Source organism: Marinovum sedimenti (assembly GCF_054052205.1).
In genome coordinates this window covers 2,536,224-2,552,064 of the sequence record NZ_CM133223.1, presented here as the reverse complement: position 1 = coordinate 2,552,064, position 15,841 = coordinate 2,536,224, and the positions used below count along the sequence as shown (strand labels likewise).

Here is a 15,841-nt window from a genome sequence, read left to right as displayed (position 1 = left end):
AAGGTTGGGGGCGCTGCCCCCCGGCCTTTGGCCGCCCCCCGAGGTATTTTCAAACAGAAGAAGACCAAGATGCGCCCAGCGGCAAGCCGGGCGCATTTTTCATAGGTCAGATACCGGTTTCGACGATCGCTTTGGCGAGCACCGGAACGGTGTGTTTGTTGAGGCCGGCAATGTTCATCCGGCTGTCCCCGATCATATAGATCGCGTGCTCTTCGCGCAGACGCTCGACCATTTCGGGCGTGGTGCCGAGGCGCGAGAACATGCCGCGGTGCTCGGCGATAAAACCGAAGCGGTCGGAGCCAGCCTGCGCCTGCAGCTCGGATGCCAGATGTTCGCGCAGTTTGAGCATGCCGAGGCGGATGTCTTCGAGCTCGGCGGCCCAATCGGCGCGCAGATCAGCGTCGTTGAGCACCATGGTCACCAGACGGGTGCCGTGATCGGGCGGGAACGAAAAGTTCTGACGGTTGAGATGCGCCAGCCCGCCTTCGTGGAGCGCGCGGCGCTCTGTGTCCTGGCTGATCGCCATGGCGAGGCCGGCACGCTCGCGGTAGATGCCGAAGTTCTTGGAGCAGGACGCCGCAATCAGCAGTTCGGGCACCGAAGAGGCCACAAGCCGCGTGCCCGCCGCATCCTGTTCCAGCCCGTCGCCAAAGCCCTGATAGGCGATGTCGATCATTGGCGTCGCGCCGGTTTTCAGCAGCAGATCCACCACCGACTGCCATTGGGTCAGGTTCAGGTTGGCCCCGGTCGGGTTGTGGCAACAGCCGTGCAGCAGGATCAGATCGCCGGGTTGTGCCTCGGCCAGATCTTCCATCATGCCGTCGAAATCGACGCCACGGGTTTCGCTGTCGAAATAGCGGTATTCGGTGAAGGGCAGGCCCATGAACTTGAGGATCGACAGGTGGTTGGGCCATGTCGGATCAGATACCCAGACCCGCACCTCGGGGTTGGCCATCCGCGCCAGCTCAAAGCATTGGCGCACCGCGCCGGTGCCGCCGGGGGTGGCCGCGCCTGCGATGGTATCGGGTGTGACCGCATCGCCAAGGATCAGCTTTGACAGCGCATCGCGGTACGCCGGATCGCCGATCAGGCCGACATAGCTCTTGGTGTCTTCCTGTTCCCAGAGCTTTTTCTCCGCCGCCTTGATGGCCCGGAAAATCGGGGTTTTGCCCTCGGCATCTTTGTAGACGCCAACGCCAAGGTCGATCTTTTGCGGACGCGGATCATCGCGGTAGGTCTTCATCAGCGCGAGGATCTTGTCGGCGGGTTGCTCTTTGAGATGTGACAACATGGGGGTCAGGCCTTTCCGGTGGCAACGGGCAAGGTGGGGAACTGCCCCCACTCGGCCCAAGAGCCGTCATATAGCGAATGGTCAGTCTTGCCCAAACGTTCGAGCGCGAGCGACAGGATTGCCGCCGTTACGCCCGAGCCGCAGGAGGTGATGACCGGTTTGGTCAGATCGACACCCGCCGCATCAAAGATCGCGCGGGTCTCGTCGGGGGATTTCATCGTGCCATCCGCATTGAGCAGGCTGGCATAGGGCACATTGCGCGCACCGGGAATATGCCCCGAGCGCAGACCTGCGCGCGGCTCAGGCGCCTCGCCGGTAAAACGCGCCGCACCGCGGGCATCGACAACAACGTGGGTCTTGAGCTTGGCGGCGGCACTCACCTGGGTCACGTCGCGCACAAGGTTGTTTTGCACCCGCACCGTCATGTGGCGATCGCGGATCACCGGCGGCAGGTCTTCGATCTCGCGGCCCTCGGCCTTCCACTTGGCCAACCCACCATCAAGCACGGCAACGTTGTCTTGGCCCATCAGCCGGAACAGCCACCAGACGCGCGCGGCCGAAAACAGCCCGGTGCTGTCATACACCACCACTTGGTGGCCGTCGCCCACGCCCAAGGCCCGCATCCGGCTCATGAACTTTTCGACCGGCGGCACCATATGCGGCAGATCCGAACGCGCGTCCGAAATATCGTCGATGTCAAAGAAGCGCGCGCCGGGGATGTGCCCCGAGTCATATTCAGACCGCGCATCGCGCCCGGCGTCGGGCATGTGCCAACTGCCGTCGAGAATGCGAAGATCCGGGTCCTTGAGGTGCTGCGCCAGCCACTCGGTCGAGACCAGCGTTTTGGGATCGTCCTGCATCATGATGCCCCCTGAAAGCCGTTGGCCCTCTGTACCCAAGGGCAAGACCGGAAACAAGAGCGGCAGGTGCCAGTCAAAGCGCTACCAATTGGCTATTTTCCGCCCCGGCCCGCGCTCAGCTGTTGTGGCGCAACAGCCGCTGCTTCTGGCGGCTCCAGTCGCGTTTGGCATCGGTGGCGCGCTTGTCGTAGTTCTTTTTGCCCTTGGCGATGCCGATCTTGAGCTTGGCCAGACCCTTGTGATTGAAATACAGCACCAGCGGCACAAGCGTCATGCCCTTGCGCTGGGTATCCGACCAAAGCCGCGCCAATTCCTTGCGCGAGACCAGAAGCTTGCGGCGGCGGCGTTCTTCGTGGCCAAACATCGCCCGGTCGTAAGGCGCGATGTAGGAGTTCACCAACCACAGCTCGCCCTCATCCACGGCAGCATAGCTTTCCGCGATATTGGATGAGGTTTCCCGCAGGCTTTTCACCTCGGACCCGGTCAGGATGATGCCGCATTCGATATCGTCCTCGATGGCATAATCGTACCGCGCCCGCCGATTTTCGGCGAGAACCTTGTAGTTCGGGTCTGTGTTTTTCTTCTGGGCCATTTCGCTTGATTATATTGGGCGCGCGGGACTGTCCATCAAGAGGTCGCGCTTTGGGTTTTACTGGCTCTGTGTTTGGTGTGGGGATCAGCGCGGTTGCAGCACGCGGTCGAGCGCCGCATTCAGCGCCGTATCGTCATCGATCTGCAACCGCACCGGCAGGGTCAGCACCTTGTGGCGAAACTCCGGCGGCAGGCGCACCGCGTCCTTTTCGGTGCAGACCAATTGCGCGCCAAGCTCGGCTGCTTCTTTCTCAAGCCGGGTGAGCAAGGCGGGAGTCAGCGGCTGGTGATCCTCCAACGCCTCGCCGCGGCGCAAATCCGCCCCCATTCCGCGCAGGGTGGCAAAGAATTTCTCGGGGTGGCCGATGCCGGCAAAGGCCAGCACCGCAAGGCCCTGCCAATCCATCCCGGTCATCAGCGGCTCTAACTTTCCCTTGATATGCGGCAGCGCGATTTGGCTGGCCCATTGCGCGGCAAACGCCGTCTGCGCCGTGTCCGCCCCGATGCTGAGCACCAGATCGGCCCGCGCCAGACCCGCCGTGACCGGCTCGCGCAGCGGACCGGCAGGCATGCACAGCCCGTTGCCAAAGCCTTTGGCGGCGTCGACCACGATCAGCGACAGATCTTTGGCCAGTCCGGGGTTTTGAAAGCCATCGTCCATCACCAGCACATCGGCCCCTTCGGCCAGCGCAAGGCGCGCGCCAAGCGCCCGATCGCGCGACACGACCACCGGCGCAAAGGCGGCCAGCAGCAGCGGCTCGTCGCCCACATCTGCGGCGCCGTGTGTGTGCGGGTCCACCGTCACCGGGCCTTCCAGCCGCCCGCCATGGCCGCGCGACAACACCACAGGATTGCGCCCCCGCGCCATCAGCCGCAGCAACAGGTCCATCGTGGTGGGCGTCTTGCCGGTGCCCCCGGCGTTGAGGTTGCCGACGCAGATCACCGGCACCTCGGCGCGCAGATCGGCCGGTTTGGCCACCCGCCGCGCCGTGGCCTGCGCCGTCAGCGCCCCGAGCGGGGCCAAAAGCCGCGCCGCCAGCGCCGGTTTGTCCGGCGCAGTGTGCCAAAATCGGGGCGCGCGCATCATGTCACCTCGGCCAGATCAAGCGTGTCGTGGATCAGGTCCATGATCCGGTCCGTCACCTGCGCGCCCTCCGACACAATCTCCCACGCGGCCAAAGACATCGCCGCCGCGCGGTCCGGCGCGACAAGCTGTTTCAGCGCGGTGCTCAGGGTATCGGTGTCGCGCACGATCCGGGCAGCACCGGCCTCGGCCAGCCGCGAATAGGCGTGCAGATGGCGGCCAATGTTGGGGCCATACAGGATGGCAGACCCCAAAGCGGCAGGCTCGAACGGGTCACAGCCGCCATGCCCCGCCACCAGCGAAGACGCCATGAACGACACCGGTGCCAGCCGATACCACAGCCCCATTTCGCCATAAGTGTCGGCCAGCAGAACCTCGGTCATCTCGTCGGGGTATTCACTGTCAGACCAGCGCACAAAGCTCATGTCACCGCGCCGCATCAACTCGGCCATGTCATCGCCCATCTCGGGCTTGTCCGGCACCAGGATCAGCAACAACCGGTGTGCCCAGGACGAAATCGCGCGATGGGCGCGCAGCACGGTGGCCAGCTCTTCGGGTTGCACCATCGCCGCCAGCCAAACCGGGCGCGTGCCGATCGCCTCGCGCAGATCATCAAGGTCAGACTTGCGACAGCCGAGCGCCGCGCTGCCCTCTTGCAACGGGCCGGCAATGGTCAGGTCTTCCTCATCCAGCCCCAGTTTGCGCAACCGCCGCGCGGCATTGGCATCCGAGGCCATGATCACAGTGAAATACCCCAGCAACGCCGGGGCCGGATCGGGCAAAAGCGCCACCGGGCGGTCATCAAACCCATCCTCGCGTGCATCCACAAGATACAGCGCCAGCCCGGCCTCGGCCGCCGTCACCACATGCGAAGTTACGAGATCGCCGCAGGTCCACAGGCACAACTCGGGCTGCCAATGGGCCAGAAACGCCGCCATATCATCGGGGTGCACCCCCGGTGCCTCGACCGTGATGATCTTTTTCTTCAGCCGCTTGGGGCCAATCACGCCGGGCGACAGCGTCACCAGCACAAAGGCATTGCCGCGCTGCGTGACCAGCCGCGCGGCAAGCTGCATGATGGCCGACATCCGCTCGCCACGCGCGGCATGAATCCACACGATCATGCCTTCGGGGCGCGGCGGATAGATCACCCGCTTGCGGTCGCGCCTGCGCGCCCAGGTCATATGGGCCTGAATGGAAAAGGGGCGTGGCAGATCGGTCAGTTGTCAATCTCTTGGGTCGGCGAGGCCTCGGCCTCTTCATCAAGCATGCGGTGCAAGTGCGAGATGAAGTAACGCATATGCGCGTTGTCCACCGTGCGCTGCGCCTCGGATTTCCAGGCGTTATAGGCGGATTGGTAATTGGGGAAAATCCCGACAACGTGAATATCGTCGGGATTTTTGAACGTGGTTCCCGTGGGATCGACGAGTTCGCCGCCGAAAACGAGGTGCAATCGCTGTGTCATATGGGGCTCCTGTGGTGCTGTGACCTTGCCCCAGAACCTACATCGGCGCCCGGCGGGGTCAAGCGGCGCAGCACTTCGGCCAAGTCGGTCAATTGGTGCGCCAATGGCGAGGATTTGCGCCAGATCATGCCGATGGTGCGGCTGGGCCGGGGCGCGGGGAACTGCGCAATCGCCACATTGGCCGAGCGCATTTCCACCTGCACCGCCATTTCAGGGATCAGCGTCACGCCGATGCCTGCGCCGACCATCTGCACCAGCGTCGTGAGGGATGAGCCATCCAGCCCATCGCGCGACAGCGCCGAGCGGATGTTGCAAAAGCTGAGCGCCTGATCGCGAAAGCAGTGCCCCTCTTCCAGCAAAAGCAGCCGCATTTCGCGCAGCTTTTCGCGGTCGGGCACCGGTTTGCCTGCATCCGCCGCCGGCCGGACCAGCACGAAATCTTCGTCAAACAGCGCCGCTTCGGTCAGCCAAGCCTCGGAGATCGGCAGCGCCACGATGGCGGTGTCGATCCGCCCCTCGGCCAGCTCGCCGATCAGCTTTTCGGTCTGGGTTTCGCGCACATGCAGATCGATGCCGGGATAGCCTTGGGTCAGCACGCCAATGATCCGAGGCAGCAGATACGGCGCAATCGTCGGGATCACCCCGATCCGCAGCCGCCCGACCAGCCTGTCCTGCGCCGCGCGCGCGAGATCGCCAAGATCATCCACCGAACTCAGGATGCCGCGCACCCGTTCGCCAAACGCCGCGCCAAAACCGGTAAGCCGCGCCTGCCGTGTGCCACGCTCAAACAGCACCGCGCCAAGCGTTTCCTCCAACTCTTTGATTTGCACCGAAAGCGCGGGCTGCGACACCGAACAGGCGGCGGCGGCATGGCCAAAATGCCCGTGCTGCGCGAGGGCCTCGAAATAACGCAACTGTCTCAGAGTGATGCTGTCCATAACTTTAGATTATCACATCAATCCGGAAATACAATTTTATCATATCGAATTCCTTTGTTAGCGTCAGCGCAGGACATGAGGGAGGATTCGTCCGAACCGCGCAATGCGCGGCCCTTGTGTGACACGCAAGAGAAACCAAAAAACCAACATCGGAGTGAGCAAATGGATGGAAATGATATGGGCAAATGCCCGGTAATGCATGGCAGCAGCGCCAAAGGCCGCCGCGCCCGCGACTGGTGGCCCAATGCGCTGAACCTCGACATCCTGCACCAGCATGACGCCAAGGTTAATCCGATGACCCCGGATTTCGACTACCGCGAAGAGCTGAAAAACCTTGATGTTGAGGCGCTGAAGAAAGACGTCGAAACGCTGTTGACCGACAGTCAGGATTGGTGGCCCGCCGATTGGGGCCACTACGGTGGCTTGATGGTGCGGATGGCGTGGCACTCCGCTGGCTCTTACCGTCTGTCGGATGGCCGTGGCGGTGGCAACACTGGCAACCAGCGTTTTGCGCCGCTGAATTCCTGGCCCGACAACGTCAGCCTCGACAAGGCCCGCCGCCTGCTGTGGCCGATCAAAAAGAAATACGGCAACCAGATCAGCTGGGCTGACCTGATGCTGCTGGCCGGAACGATGGCCTATGAATCGATGGGTCTCAAGACCTTTGGCTTTGCCTTTGGCCGCGAAGATATCTGGTCTCCCGAGAACGATGTGTTCTGGGGTGAAGAGCAGGAATGGCTGGCACCGTCCGACAGCCGCTATGGTGATCTTGAGGATGCCGGCACGATGAACGGCCCGCTGGCCGCGGTGCAGATGGGTCTGATCTACGTCAATCCCGAAGGCGTGAACGGCAACCCCGATCCCGCGCGCACCGCGCTGCATGTCCGCGAAACCTTTGCACGCATGGCGATGAACGACGAAGAAACCGCCGCACTGACCGCCGGGGGCCACTCTGTCGGCAAGGCGCATGGCAACGGCGATGCCTCGACCCTCGGCCCCGATCCCGAAGCGGCGGGCATCGAGGCGCAGGGCTTTGGCTGGGTCAACGAGAACCAGGGCGGATTGGCGTCAAACGCGGTGTCGTCTGGCATCGAGGGCGCATGGACGGCGGACCCCACCACCTTTGATATGGGCTATTTCGACATGCTGTTCGGCCATGAGTGGGAGCTGACCACCTCGCCCGCAGGTGCGAAACAGTGGAAGCCGGTGGACATTGCCGAAGACCAGATGCCGCGCGATGCTTCGGACCCGTCCAAGCGCACCATGCCGATGATGACCGACGCCGACATGGCGATGAAAGTGGACCCGATCTACAACGAAATCTGCCAGAAATTCATGGCCGATCCGGAGTATTTCAAGGACACCTTCGCACGCGCATGGTTCAAGCTGACCCACCGAGACATGGGGCCCAAGGTGCGCTACCTCGGCCCTGATGTGCCGAGCGAAGACCTGATCTGGCAAGATCCGGTGCCCGCAGGTGCCACCGGTTACGACGTTGACGGGCTGAAAGCCAAGATCGCTGATAGCGGCCTGTCGGGTGCCGACATGATCGCCACCGCCTGGGATTCGGCGCGGACCTTCCGCGGCTCTGACCTGCGCGGCGGGGCCAATGGTGCCCGCATCCGCTTTGCGCCGCAAAAGGACTGGGCTGGCAATGAGCCTGCGCGTCTGGCCAAGGTTCTCGACACGTTGCAACCGCTGGCCGATGCCGCCGGTGCCTCGCTGGCCGATACCATCGTGCTGGCCGGGAATGTCGGGCTGGAACAAGCGATCAAGGCTGCTGGCCTTAGCGTCGATGTGCCCTTTGCCCCCGGTCGTGGCGATGCCAGCGACGAGATGACCGACAACGAGAGCTTTGAGCCGCTCGAGCCTTTCGCAGACGGGTTCCGCAACTGGCTGAAAGAAGATCTCGGCGTTCCGCCCGAGGAGCTTTTGGTGGATCGGGCACAGCTTTTGGGCCTGACCGCGCCGGAAATGACCGTATTGGTTGGCGGCATGCGGATGCTCGGCACCAACCACGGTGGCAGCAAGCATGGCGTCTTTACCGACCGCGAAGGCGCGTTGGTCAATGACTTCTTCGTCAACCTGACCGATATGGCGAACAAGTGGGAAGACAAGGGCGACGGCACCTATGCCATCATCGACCGCAAGTCCGGTGCCGAGAAATGGACCGCAACGCGGCTTGATCTGGTGTTTGGCTCGAACTCGATCCTGCGCGCCTATTGCGAGCTTTATGCACAGGACGACAACGCCGAGAAAATGGCCCGCGACTTTGTGGCCGCCTGGACCAAGGTGATGACCGCCGACCGCTTCGATCTGGCGTAAGCAGCGCAATGACACGGCCCCGTCCGCGCAAGCGGGCGGGGTTATTCGGCTGGATGCAAAGCCGCGCATCGCCGACCTGCGGGGTGGCGATGCGACGGGTGCGAGGGGCAGTTTATGCCGGCAACATCCGAAAAAGCTGTGAAGGAAGCGCTGGCGGGAACAAAATCGCCACCCCGTGGGGCGGATCGGCGATGCGCGGCGGCAGTGGCCGCTGTTAACGCGCCGGATGCGTCGCGCTAGACCCCGTAGTATTCCCGATACCACGCCACGAACTTGGCCACGCCGTCGCGCACTTCGGTTTGCGGCTTGTGGCCGGTCAGCGATTGCAACAGCGAGGCATTGGCCCAGGTTGCGGGCACATCGCCGGGCTGCATATCCATGAAGGTCTTGGCCGCCTTCTGGCCAATTGCCTCTTCGATGGCCTCGATAAAGGCCAAGAGCTGGACCGGCTCGGAATTGCCGATATTGACCACCCGGTAGGGCGCGACCGGCGACAGGCTGTCGCCCTCGGGCACCGGATCGTCCGAGCGTTCGGGCACCGCATTGATCAACAGCCGGATGCCGTGCACCAGATCGTCGATATAGGTGAAATCCCGGCGCATATCGCCGTGGTTATAGACGTCAATCGGGTCGCCGTTCAGAATCGCTTTGGTGAACTTGAACAGCGCCATGTCGGGGCGGCCCCAAGGGCCATAGACGGTGAAAAACCGGAACATGGTGATCGGCAGATCATAGAGGTGGGCATAGGAATGGCCCATCGCCTCGTTCGCCTTTTTGGTCGCGGCGTAGAACGACATCTGCGTATCGGCCTTATCCGTCTCGGCGTACGGCATCTCGGTGTTGGACCCATACACCGACGAGGTTGAGGCCATCAGCAAATGGTCGCAGGGCGTCGCGCGCACCGCTTCGAGCAGCTTGAAGGTACCGATCAGGTTGGCCTCGACATAGCTTTGCGGGTTGTCGATTGAATAGCGCACCCCGGCCTGCGCGGCGAGATGCACAATCACATCCGGGGTCTCGGCGGCGATCAGATCATGCAGCACTCCGTCGCGTTCGATCCGGTCATTGACCGCGCGAAAGCCGGGCGTTTGCAACAACATCGCCTGCCGCCGCTCTTTGAGCGCGACGTCGTAATAATCGGTCATCGCGTCAAGCCCGATGACCTCATACCCATCCGCCAACAGGCGCTGGCACAGGTGAAAACCGATGAAGCCGGCCGAGCCGGTGACCAGCGCCTTGGGCATGGCTCAGCCCGCCTGCGCGCTGGCTTCGCGGCCGCGACCGATTGAGGTGTAGTCGGTAAAGCCTGCGCCTTTGACGACCTCTTCGGAATAGATGTTGCGCAGATCGGCCATCCGCGGTGTCTCCATGCCGCCCGACAGGCGCGACAGATCAAGCGCGCGGAATTCATTCCACTCGGTCAGGATCACCACCAGATCGGCCTTGTCCGCCGCCTCATAGGCGTCACCGCTCCATGTCACGCCGGGCAGCAGCGCCTCGCCCTCGTGGCGGCCCTGCGGATCGGTAACGCGCACCTTGGCCCCGCCGCCGACAAGCGCCGGAACGATGGTCAAAGACGGCGCGTCGCGCATGTCGTCGGTGTTGGGCTTGAACGTCACGCCAAGCACAGCGATGGTCTTGCCGTTGAACGATCCGTCGCAGAGATCGCGCAGCTTTTCGACCATGCGGCGCTTGACCTCTTCGTTGATCTGAATGACCGCCTCGGTGATCTGCATCGGGCTGGCGTGCTCTTGGCCAATCCGGGCCAGCGCCTTGGTATCCTTGGGAAAACACGAGCCGCCATAACCGGGGCCGGCATGCAGGAACTTGTTGCCGATCCGGCCATCAAGCCCCATGCCCTTGGACACCTGCTTCACATCCGCGCCGACCTTTTCGCACAGGGCGGCGATTTCGTTGATAAAGGTGATCTTGGTCGCCAGAAACGCGTTGGCGGCGTATTTGATCATCTCGGCGGACTCGAGATCGGTGGTCACAATCGGGAAATCACGCAGGAACAGCGGGCGATAGACGTCTTCCATCACCGAGGCCGCACGCGCGTTTTGAACGCCGACAACCACGCGGTCGGGCTTCATGAAATCGTCGATGGCCGCGCCTTCGCGCAGGAACTCGGGGTTCGAGGCCACGTCGAATTGCAGATCGGGATTGGTCTCGGCCAGCACCTGCGCCACCTTGCGGTTGGTGCCCACTGGCACTGTCGATTTGGTGACGACGACGATGTAATCCTTGGCGGTCTGCGCTATCTCGCGCGCGGCGGCCATCACATAGGTCAGATCGGCATGGCCATCGCCGCGCCGCGTGGGGGTGCCCACGGCGATAAACACCGCATCGGCGCCGTCGAGCGCCTCGGCCAGATCAAGCGTGAAGGTCAGGCGCCCGGCCTCGACATTGCGCATCATCAGGCTTTCAAGACCCGGCTCGTAGATCGGCACCTTGCCCTGATGCAACAGCTCGATCTTGCGCGGATCTTTGTCGACGCAAACCACCTCATGGCCGAAATCCGAAAAACAGACCCCGGAAACAAGGCCCACATATCCAGTGCCAAGCATTGCAATCTTCATGAAAACCTCCAGCAATAATTCCCGCCGTTTTGCGGCAGGCGCGGTATTGATGCAAGGTTAAAGCACAGCAGGGGTGCGGGTCTGGCTGCGCTACATGCGCACAATATCATCCAAGAGCGCCAGCAGTTGTCGCACCTTTTCATCGCCAAGTGCGGTGCGCACCTGGCCGGCAATCGCCCGCGCCTGTTCAGCATTCTCGACAAGGATGCTGCGGCCCTCGGGCGTGATCGTCACCACCTGCCTGCGACGGTCCTCGGTGCTTGTCTTGCGCGACACAAGGCCCTTTTCCGACAGGTTCTGCACGATCCGGGTCTGGCTGGGCATCAACAGGCTAGAGCGTTCGGCCAGTTTCGTGGCGTCCTGCGGCCCGTATTCTTCGAGCACGCGCAGGATGCGCCATTGCTGTTCGGTCAACCCCGAGGCCTGAAGCATATCGCGGATCGGGCCCATAAGCTTTTCACGCGCGCGGATCATCGCGATCGGCAAAGACTGCTGCGTTGGCGGCAGGTCAATCGGGGGAACGTCGCGCGCATCATCTGTCATTTCCAAAGTTTATGCCCTGCGGCCCAACCAAGCCAGCAAAATAGATGGACGCGCGTGCGTCATTTAATTAACATCGCAATTAAAATTGGCTTGGCCTGCGGTCTTTCGCATGGGATCACGGCCTGTGCGATTGCACGACGCCGTGCAGGTGAACTGGCGCATCAGGGGGAACTTATGGACTGGAACACCTTTGCCCGCCACGGGCGCGACATTGCTGATTGGGGCGCGACATACCACCAAACGCTGCGCGACAGGCCGGTGCGCGCCCGTACAAAACCGGGCGAAGTTTACGACGCGCTGCCCGACGCCCCCCCCGAGAGTGGCGAGGCGATGGAGGCAATCCTTGAGGATTTTGAAACCATCGCCCTGCCCGGCATCACCCACTGGCAACACCCCCGCTTCTTTGCTTATTTCCCCGCCAACGCGACGCCGCCCTCGATGCTCGCGGATTTCCTGACCTCGGTGATCGCACCGCAGTGCATGCTGTGGCAAACCTCGCCTGCCGCGACCGAAATGGAAACCCGGATGGTCGACTGGATGCGACAATCGCTGGGTCTTCCCACGGCGTTCACCGGCGCGATCCAGGACAGTGCCTCGTCGGCCACCCTATCGGCGGTGCTTTGCATGCGGGAACGGGCGCTGAACTGGGCGGGCAAGCAACAGGGGCTGTCGGGGCAGCCGGTGCTGCGGATCTATTGCTCGGACGAGGTGCACACCTCGATTGACCGCGCGATCTGGTTTGCCGGGATCGGGGCGGACAACCTCGTGCGGATCCCGACCACTGGCCCGATGCGCGCAATGGACAACGCGGCGCTGCGCCACGCCATTGAGGCGGACATCGCGGCGGGGCACAAACCGGCGGGCATCATCGCCTGCACCGGCGGCACCTCGACCGGGGCCTGTGACGAGATTTCCGGTGTGATGGACGTCGCCGAGGCGCATGATCTTTATGTGCATGTCGATGCCGCCTGGGCGGGCAGCGCGATGATCTGCCCCGAGTTCCGCAAGCTTTGGGCCGGGGCAGAGCGCGCCGACAGCATCGTGTTCAACCCGCACAAATGGCTCGGGGCGCAGTTCGATTGCTCGATCCAGTTCATCCGCGACCCTGACACCCTGCGCAAGACGCTGGCGATCCAGCCCGACTATCTCAAAACCACAAGCGACGCCGAGATCGTCAATTACTCTGAATGGTCGATTCCACTGGGCCGCCGGTTCCGCGCGCTGAAGATCTGGTTTTTGCTGCGCTCTTACGGACTTGAAGACCTGCGGACACGCCTGCGCAACCACGTTGCCTGGTCGCAAAACCTGTGTCACCGGCTGGGCGCAGAGCCGGATTTCCAGATTGTGACCGAGCCGGTGCTATCGCTGTTTACCTTTCGTTATGCGCCGCAGGTGGCCGAGGATCTGAACACGCTGAACCAACGGCTGGTGGATGCGATCAACGATGATGGCCGCATCTATCTGACCCAGACGCTGGTGAAGGGCGACAAGGCGATCCGCTTTCAGGCCGGGCAATTTGACTGCACCGAGGCCGACGTGGCGCTGGCCTTTGATGTGATCACCGAAATCGCGCGCAAAGGCCTGTGAAATCTGCGGTTTGGCGCGACCTGACACACCACTTGGGGTTTCCGCCCCGCGCTGAACTGGTCTAGTCTTGGCCGCGATGGAACGCTCCGCCCTGACACAACGCATCGGCATCGCTCTTTTGCTGGGCCTCGCGGTGGCGTCGGCCTTGGCCGTTGTGATGCTGGCCGGTCAGGTGGCGCGGGATCTGCGGCTGTTGTCCACCGCCAACTCCGACAATGTGCAGTGGAGCATCGCCCAATCCGAGGTTGAATTCCTCAAGTTTCTCGCGACGTTGGACGCGGCGGCAACCACAGATCCACCCGCCCCCGAGCAGGTGCGCAGAGCCTTTGACATCTTCTACAGCCGGATCGACACTCTGGAAAACGGGCGGATTTACATTGACCTGCGGCGCACGCCGGAATTCTCTGGCGTGCTGACCACGGTGCGCGATTTCCTTGATGGTCATGCGCCGGTGATCGATGCAAATGACCCCGATCTGGTGAGCGCCGTGCCGGCCCTGCTGCGGGCGTCGCGTGGGCTTGCCGATAATGTGCGCAGCCTGTCGACCATCGGATTGACCCAGTTCGCGCGGATCTCTGATGCGCGCCGCGATACGATCTCTTGGACCTTGCTGCGGCTTGCCATTGTCACGGTGGCGATGGTGACGGCGCTTTGCGTGTTGTCGCTGTATTCCAACAGGGTGCGCAAACGCGCCTTGCGGCAGGGGCGCGCCCTTGGGGAAACCAACGCACGGCTGAACGCGGTGCTGTCGGCCTCGATTGATGGCGTGATCCTGACTGATGCCTATGGCTGTATTATCGAGATGAACGCAGCTGCCGAGGATATCTTTGGCTATCGGCTGATGGATGTTCGGGGCAAAACCGTGGGCGAATTAATCGTGCCGCACGCGCTGCGCGAGGCGCATGAAACCGGGATGCAGCGGGCGCGCAACACCGGCGTTCACCGCCTGCTGGGAAGCGGGCGGGTGCGCCTTGAGGCGCGGCGGGCAGACGGCAGCAATTTCCCGGTCGAGGTGGTTCTGCGCGAAATCCAAAGCAATGAGGCCCCGCTGTTTATCGGGTTCCTGCGCGACATCTCGGCCAATGTCACCGCCGAGCGTGACCTGACCGAAGCCCGTGACCGCGCGCTGGCCGGCGAGAAGGCCAAAGAGCAGTTCCTCGCTGTCATGAGCCACGAAATCCGCACGCCGCTGAACGGCATCCTCGGCAATATCGCCCTGTTGCAGGACAGCACGCTTGAGACCGATCAGGCGCGATATGTCCGCAACATGGACATCTCGGGGCAGGTTTTGATGGATCACGTCGACGCCGTACTTGACCTCACGCGGTTTGCCACCGGCAACATCAGCCTGAATGACGAGCCGCTACAGGTTGAACAACTGCTGCAAGACATCGTTGACGGGCAGGAAAGCCGTGCAATGGAGCAGGGCAACAAGCTTAGTTGGACATGGATCGGGCCGCCGGTGGAGTGGATCCGCAGCGACAAATCAGCGTTGCAGCAAATCTTGCTCAATCTGGTTTCCAACGCGCTGAAATTCACCCATATCGGCGAGGTTTCGGTCGAGGCGGAATACCACCGCCGTGCCAAATCTGATGGTTCGGGCGAGATGGAGCTGCGGGTGATCGACTCGGGCACCGGCATTGCGCCCGAAGACCTGCCGCATGTGTTTGACGACTTTCGCACCACCGATCCATCCTTTGGCCGCAAGACTGGCGGCACCGGCCTTGGGCTTGGGATTGCCTACCGGTTGGTCAAGGCGATGCAGGGCGAGATTGGCGTTGAAAGCACCCCCGGCGAGGGCAGCGTGTTCTGGGTCCGGTTTCCGGCCCCGCCAAGCGCCGCGCCGCCAAAGCCGCGCCCCGCCATCGTGCCGAAAGAAGCGGCGGAAACGTTGCGCATCCTTGTGGTCGAAGACAACCAGATCAACCTCGAACTGACCCGCGATATGCTGCGGGGCATGGGCCACAAAGTGGATGTGGCGCGCAATGGGCAGTTGGGCGTCAAGATGGCCACAGCGCAGCGCTTTGATCTGATCCTGATGGACATCGCGATGCCCAAGATGGACGGGATCGAGGCCACAGCGGCGATACGATCCTCTGAGGGCGCATCTGCGACGGTCCCGATTGTGGCGCTTTCGGCCAATGTGCTGCCGCAAGACCGGCGCCGCTTTCTTGCTGCGGGGATGCAGCACGCGTTGACCAAACCGTTGATGAAAAAGAGCCTTGTGGAGCTTTTGGCCAACATCGGCCTGCTCTCCTCGGTGCCTTTGGTAAACGAGGACCCGGTGGAAATCCCGCCGGATCTGCGGCGGCGGTTCTTGACGGAAATGAACGCTTTGGTGGCTTGGCTCGCAACGTCCAAGCCTGATCCGGCCGAGGTGGACTATCGCTGCCACCAAGCGGCTGGCACTGCGGCGGTCTTTGGCGAAACCGACCTGCACGCCGCTTTGATTGCGATGCAGGGCAGAGCCAAAAACGATCCCGACGCCGGGACGTGGACCAACGCGATTGCGCGTCTGACTCAGGTGATCGAATCTTTGGATGGTACGGAAGCCGCTGCCGCAAAGTGACGGCGGGCG

At 62.6% G+C, this 15,841-nt stretch carries 13 protein-coding genes; 3 read left to right on the top strand and 10 right to left on the bottom strand.

Annotated features, from left to right (window positions below; translation table 11 throughout):
- Nucleotides 1-106 precede the first annotated feature (106 nt).
- The 7 genes from ACW9UO_RS12265 to ACW9UO_RS12235 all read right to left on the bottom strand — a co-directional run bounded on the left by ACW9UO_RS12265 (nt 107) and on the right by ACW9UO_RS12235 (nt 6,229).
- Nucleotides 107-1,291 carry an amino acid aminotransferase gene (locus tag ACW9UO_RS12265; RefSeq protein WP_457086086.1) on the bottom strand — a complete coding sequence of 395 codons (1,185 nt, stop codon included), beginning with the start codon at nt 1,289-1,291 and terminating at the stop codon, nt 107-109.
- A gap of 5 nt (nt 1,292-1,296) precedes the next feature.
- On the bottom strand, nt 1,297-2,151 hold the full coding sequence (gene sseA / locus ACW9UO_RS12260) for a 3-mercaptopyruvate sulfurtransferase (protein ID WP_457088648.1): 855 nt from the start codon (nt 2,149-2,151) through the stop codon (nt 1,297-1,299).
- Nucleotides 2,152-2,266: 115 nt separating this feature from the next.
- A complete protein-coding gene (gene smpB / locus ACW9UO_RS12255; protein ID WP_457086085.1) occupies nt 2,267-2,743 on the bottom strand; it encodes an SsrA-binding protein SmpB in 477 nt (158 codons plus the stop codon).
- A gap of 84 nt (nt 2,744-2,827) precedes the next feature.
- On the bottom strand, nt 2,828-3,826 hold the full coding sequence (lpxK, locus tag ACW9UO_RS12250) for a tetraacyldisaccharide 4'-kinase (RefSeq protein ID WP_457088647.1): 999 nt from the start codon (nt 3,824-3,826) through the stop codon (nt 2,828-2,830).
- A complete protein-coding gene (locus ACW9UO_RS12245) occupies nt 3,826-5,010 on the bottom strand; it encodes a 3-deoxy-D-manno-octulosonic acid transferase (RefSeq protein ID WP_457086084.1) in 1,185 nt (394 codons plus the stop codon). The genes lpxK and ACW9UO_RS12245 overlap by 1 nt, the downstream gene beginning before the upstream one ends.
- Before the next feature lie 35 nt (nt 5,011-5,045).
- On the bottom strand, nt 5,046-5,291 hold the full coding sequence (locus ACW9UO_RS12240) for a DUF4170 domain-containing protein (RefSeq protein WP_457086083.1): 246 nt from the start codon (nt 5,289-5,291) through the stop codon (nt 5,046-5,048).
- The gene (locus ACW9UO_RS12235; protein ID WP_457086082.1) at nt 5,288-6,229 is read right to left on the bottom strand and encodes a hydrogen peroxide-inducible genes activator; all 942 of its coding nucleotides are present in this window, start codon (nt 6,227-6,229) and stop codon (nt 5,288-5,290) included. Before ACW9UO_RS12235 ends, ACW9UO_RS12240 begins: the two co-directional genes overlap by 4 nt.
- A gap of 162 nt (nt 6,230-6,391) precedes the next feature.
- Here ACW9UO_RS12235 and katG point away from each other — a divergent pair, with 162 nt between their 5' ends.
- On the top strand, nt 6,392-8,554 hold the full coding sequence (gene katG / locus ACW9UO_RS12230; RefSeq protein WP_457086081.1) for a catalase/peroxidase HPI: 2,163 nt from the start codon (nt 6,392-6,394) through the stop codon (nt 8,552-8,554).
- 236 nt (nt 8,555-8,790) lie between these two features.
- On the opposite strand, the gene ACW9UO_RS12225 is transcribed toward katG, so the two are convergent.
- From ACW9UO_RS12225 to hpaR, 3 genes are all read right to left on the bottom strand, one after another.
- Nucleotides 8,791-9,798, bottom strand: coding sequence for an NAD-dependent epimerase/dehydratase family protein (locus tag ACW9UO_RS12225; protein WP_457086080.1), 1,008 nt, complete (start codon nt 9,796-9,798; stop codon nt 8,791-8,793).
- A 3-nt stretch (nt 9,799-9,801) separates the two neighbouring features.
- Nucleotides 9,802-11,133 (bottom strand): UDP-glucose dehydrogenase family protein, encoded by a 1,332-nt coding sequence (locus ACW9UO_RS12220; RefSeq protein WP_457086079.1) that lies wholly within the window; start codon nt 11,131-11,133, stop codon nt 9,802-9,804.
- Nucleotides 11,134-11,223: 90 nt separating this feature from the next.
- The gene (gene hpaR, locus ACW9UO_RS12215; RefSeq protein ID WP_457086078.1) at nt 11,224-11,676 is read right to left on the bottom strand and encodes a homoprotocatechuate degradation operon regulator HpaR; all 453 of its coding nucleotides are present in this window, start codon (nt 11,674-11,676) and stop codon (nt 11,224-11,226) included.
- A gap of 174 nt (nt 11,677-11,850) precedes the next feature.
- On the opposite strand from hpaR, the gene ACW9UO_RS12210 reads away from it, so the two are divergent.
- Together ACW9UO_RS12210 and ACW9UO_RS12205 are read left to right on the top strand one after the other, a co-directional pair.
- Nucleotides 11,851-13,263: a pyridoxal phosphate-dependent decarboxylase family protein gene (locus ACW9UO_RS12210; RefSeq protein ID WP_457086077.1), complete on the top strand. Its 1,413-nt coding sequence runs from the start codon at nt 11,851-11,853 to the stop codon at nt 13,261-13,263.
- Nucleotides 13,264-13,339: 76 nt separating this feature from the next.
- Complete coding sequence (locus ACW9UO_RS12205; protein WP_457086076.1) at nt 13,340-15,832, top strand: hybrid sensor histidine kinase/response regulator; 2,493 nt, start codon at nt 13,340-13,342, stop codon at nt 15,830-15,832.
- The last annotated feature ends 9 nt before the right edge of the window (nt 15,833-15,841 follow it).

Bases quoted from the DNA above. Each gene is read 5' to 3' on its own strand.
- smpB (WP_457086085.1), bottom strand. From the start codon at position 2,743: ATGGCCCAGAAGAAAAACACAGACCCGAACTACAAGGTTCTCGCCGAA.
- ACW9UO_RS12210 (WP_457086077.1), top strand. From the start codon at position 11,851: ATGGACTGGAACACCTTTGCCCGCCACGGGCGCGACATTGCTGATTGG.
- ACW9UO_RS12245 (WP_457086084.1), bottom strand. From the start codon at position 5,010: ATGACCTGGGCGCGCAGGCGCGACCGCAAGCGGGTGATCTATCCGCCG.
- hpaR (WP_457086078.1), bottom strand. From the start codon at position 11,676: ATGACAGATGATGCGCGCGACGTTCCCCCGATTGACCTGCCGCCAACG.
- ACW9UO_RS12220 (WP_457086079.1), bottom strand. From the start codon at position 11,133: ATGAAGATTGCAATGCTTGGCACTGGATATGTGGGCCTTGTTTCCGGG.
- katG (WP_457086081.1), top strand. From the start codon at position 6,392: ATGGATGGAAATGATATGGGCAAATGCCCGGTAATGCATGGCAGCAGC.
- ACW9UO_RS12240 (WP_457086083.1), bottom strand. From the start codon at position 5,291: ATGACACAGCGATTGCACCTCGTTTTCGGCGGCGAACTCGTCGATCCC.
- ACW9UO_RS12235 (WP_457086082.1), bottom strand. From the start codon at position 6,229: ATGGACAGCATCACTCTGAGACAGTTGCGTTATTTCGAGGCCCTCGCG.
- ACW9UO_RS12265 (WP_457086086.1), bottom strand. From the start codon at position 1,291: ATGTTGTCACATCTCAAAGAGCAACCCGCCGACAAGATCCTCGCGCTG.
- lpxK (WP_457088647.1), bottom strand. From the start codon at position 3,826: ATGCGCGCGCCCCGATTTTGGCACACTGCGCCGGACAAACCGGCGCTG.
- ACW9UO_RS12205 (WP_457086076.1), top strand. From the start codon at position 13,340: ATGGAACGCTCCGCCCTGACACAACGCATCGGCATCGCTCTTTTGCTG.
- sseA (WP_457088648.1), bottom strand. From the start codon at position 2,151: ATGCAGGACGATCCCAAAACGCTGGTCTCGACCGAGTGGCTGGCGCAG.
- ACW9UO_RS12225 (WP_457086080.1), bottom strand. From the start codon at position 9,798: ATGCCCAAGGCGCTGGTCACCGGCTCGGCCGGCTTCATCGGTTTTCAC.